At 50.4% G+C, this 3,066-nt stretch carries 1 rRNA gene; it reads left to right on the top strand.

Annotated elements, in window-relative coordinates:
* Positions 1–152 precede the first annotated feature (152 nt).
* A 23S ribosomal RNA gene (locus EHS89_RS20980) occupies positions 153–3,044 on the top strand.
* The last annotated feature ends 22 nt before the right edge of the window (positions 3,045–3,066 follow it).

Raw genomic sequence — 3,066 nt, 5'->3', positions numbered from 1 at the left:
TGCTTTAAACGCTCTTTAACAATTGAATCCTGTAACAAATGAGAAAATGTACAAGCGCTAATCCGGCGTAAATGTATCGTTATTTCAATGTTTGTCGAAAGACAATCTTGAAGTTTTATCAGTCTCTTCGATCAGACCCTTTTGGGTTATATGGTCAAGTGACTAAGCGTGCACGGTGGATGCCTTGGCAGTCAGAGGCGATGAAGGACGTGGTAACCTGCGATAAGGTTCGGGGAGGCGGTAAACGGCCTTTGATCCGGACATTTCCGAATGGGGAAACCCACCCAGTATAAGCTGGGTATCTCTTAAGTGAATACATAGCTTTTGAGAGGCGAACCCGGGGAACTGAAACATCTAAGTACCCGGAGGAAAAGAAATCAACCGAGATTCCCCTAGTAGCGGCGAGCGAACGGGGACCAGCCCTTAAGCTGTATTGTAGTTAGCAAAACACTCTGGAAAGTGTGGCCATAGTGGGTGATAGCCCCGTATGCGAAAACTTATATACAGTGAAATCGAGTAGGACGGCACACGTGGAATGCTGTTTGAATATGGGGGGACCATCCTCCAAGGCTAAATACTCCTGACTGACCGATAGTGAACCAGTACCGTGAGGGAAAGGCGAAAAGAACCCCTGTGAGGGGAGTGAAATAGAACCTGAAACCGTGTACGTACAAGCAGTGGGAGCGGTCCTTGAGACCGTGACTGCGTACCTTTTGTATAATGGGTCAGCGACTTAATTTTAGTAGCAAGGTTAACCGTTTAGGGGAGCCGTAGGGAAACCGAGTCTTAATAGGGCGTACAGTTGCTAGGATTAGACCCGAAACCGAGCGATCTATCCATGGGCAGGTTGAAGGTTGAGTAACATCAACTGGAGGACCGAACCGACTGTCGTTGAAAAGCCAGCGGATGACTTGTGGATCGGAGTGAAAGGCTAATCAAGCTCGGAGATAGCTGGTTCTCCTCGAAAGCTATTTAGGTAGCGCCTCATATCTCACCTACGGGGGTAGAGCACTGTTTCGGCTAGGGGGTCATCCCGACTTACCAACCCGATGCAAACTCCGAATACCGTAGAGTGCAATTATGGGAGACACACGGCGGGTGCTAACGTCCGTCGTGAAAAGGGAAACAACCCAGACCGTCAGCTAAGGTCCCAAAGTTATGGTTAAGTGGGAAACGATGTGGGAAGGCTTAGACAGCTAGGAGGTTGGCTTAGAAGCAGCCACCCTTTAAAGAAAGCGTAATAGCTCACTAGTCGAGTCGGCCTGCGCGGAAGATATAACGGGGCTCAAACCATACACCGAAGCTACGGACGCTGTTTACAGCGTGGTAGAGGAGCGTTCTGTAAGCCGTTGAAGGGAAAGCTGTAAGGCATCCTGGAGGTATCAGAAGTGCGAATGCTGACATGAGTAACGATAAGGGGAGTGAAAAACTCCCCCGCCGGAAGACCAAGGGTTCCTATCCAATGCTAATCAGGGTAGGGTGAGTCGACCCCTAAGGCGAGGCTGAAGAGCGTAGTCGATGGGAAACAGGTTAATATTCCTGTACTTTTTGTTATTGCGATGGGGTGACGGAGTAGGCTAGGCCAGCACGGCGTTGGTTGTCCGTGTTTAAGGCAGTAGGCTGAGATCTTAGGAAAATCCGGGATCTCTTTAGCTGAGAGTCGATGACGAGTCCTCTTTTGGACGAAGTGGTTGATGCCATGCTTCCAGGAAAAACCTCTAAGCTTCAGATAACAAGAAATCGTACCCCAAACCGACACAGGTGGTCAGGTAGAGAATACCAAGGCGCTTGAGAGAACTCGGGTGAAGGAACTAGGCAAAATGGTACCGTAACTTCGGGAGAAGGTACGCCGCTGACGGTGATGAGACTTGCTCTCTAAGCTGTTGGTGGTCGAAGATACTAGGTGGCTGCGACTGTTTATTAAAAACACAGCACTCTGCAAACACGAAAGTGGACGTATAGGGTGTGACGCCTGCCCGGTGCTTGAAGGTTAATTGATGGGGTTAGCTTCGGCGAAGCTCTTGATCGAAGCCCAAGTAAACGGCGGCCGTAACTATAACGGTCCTAAGGTAGCGAAATTCCTTGTCGGGTAAGTTCCGACCTGCACGAATGGCGTAACGATGGCCACACTGTCTCCACCCGAGACTCAGTGAAATTGAAATTGCGGTTAAGATGCCGTATATCCGCGGCTAGACGGAAAGACCCCGTGAACCTTTACTATAGCTTCGCAGTGGACTTTGATATTACTTGTGTAGGATAGCTGGGAGGCTTTGAAACTTTGACGCTAGTTAGAGTGGAGCCAATCTTGAAATACCAGCCTGGTACTATTGAGGTTCTAACTCAGGTCCCTTATCGGGATCGAGGACATTGTGTGGTGGGTAGTTTGACTGGGGCGGTCTCCTCCTAAAGAGTAACGGAGGAGTACGAAGGTGCGCTCAGCATGGTCGGAAATCATGCATCGAGTATAAAGGCATAAGCGCGCTTGACTGCGAGACTGACACGTCGAGCAGGTACGAAAGTAGGTCTTAGTGATCCGGTGGTTCTGAATGGAAGGGCCATCGCTCAACGGATAAAAGGTACTCCGGGGATAACAGGCTGATACCGCCCAAGAGTTCACATCGACGGCGGTGTTTGGCACCTCGATGTCGGCTCATCACATCCTGGGGCTGAAGCCGGTCCCAAGGGTATGGCTGTTCGCCATTTAAAGTGGTACGCGAGCTGGGTTTAGAACGTCGTGAGACAGTTCGGTCCCTATCTGCCGTGGACGTTTGAGATTTGAGAAGAGTTGCTCCTAGTACGAGAGGACCGGAGTGAACGAACCTCTGGTGTTCGGGTTGTCATGCCAATGGCATTGCCCGGTAGCTACGTTCGGACAGGATAACCGCTGAAAGCATCTAAGCGGGAAGCCCCCTTCAAGATGAGATCTCACTGGGGCCTTGAGCCCCCTGAAGAGCCGTTCAAGACCAGGACGTTGATAGGCTGGGTGTGTAAGCGTTGTGAGGCGTTGAGCTAACCAGTACTAATTGCTCGTGAGGCTTGACCATATAACGCCAAAAGCGTTTGTTG

The sequence above is a fragment of the Amphritea balenae genome, from assembly GCF_003858655.1.
GTDB lineage: Bacteria > Pseudomonadota > Gammaproteobacteria > Pseudomonadales > Balneatricaceae > Amphritea > Amphritea balenae.
Note: the sequence above shows the minus strand (reverse complement) of the source record. Positions and strands in the feature narration are given on the sequence as shown.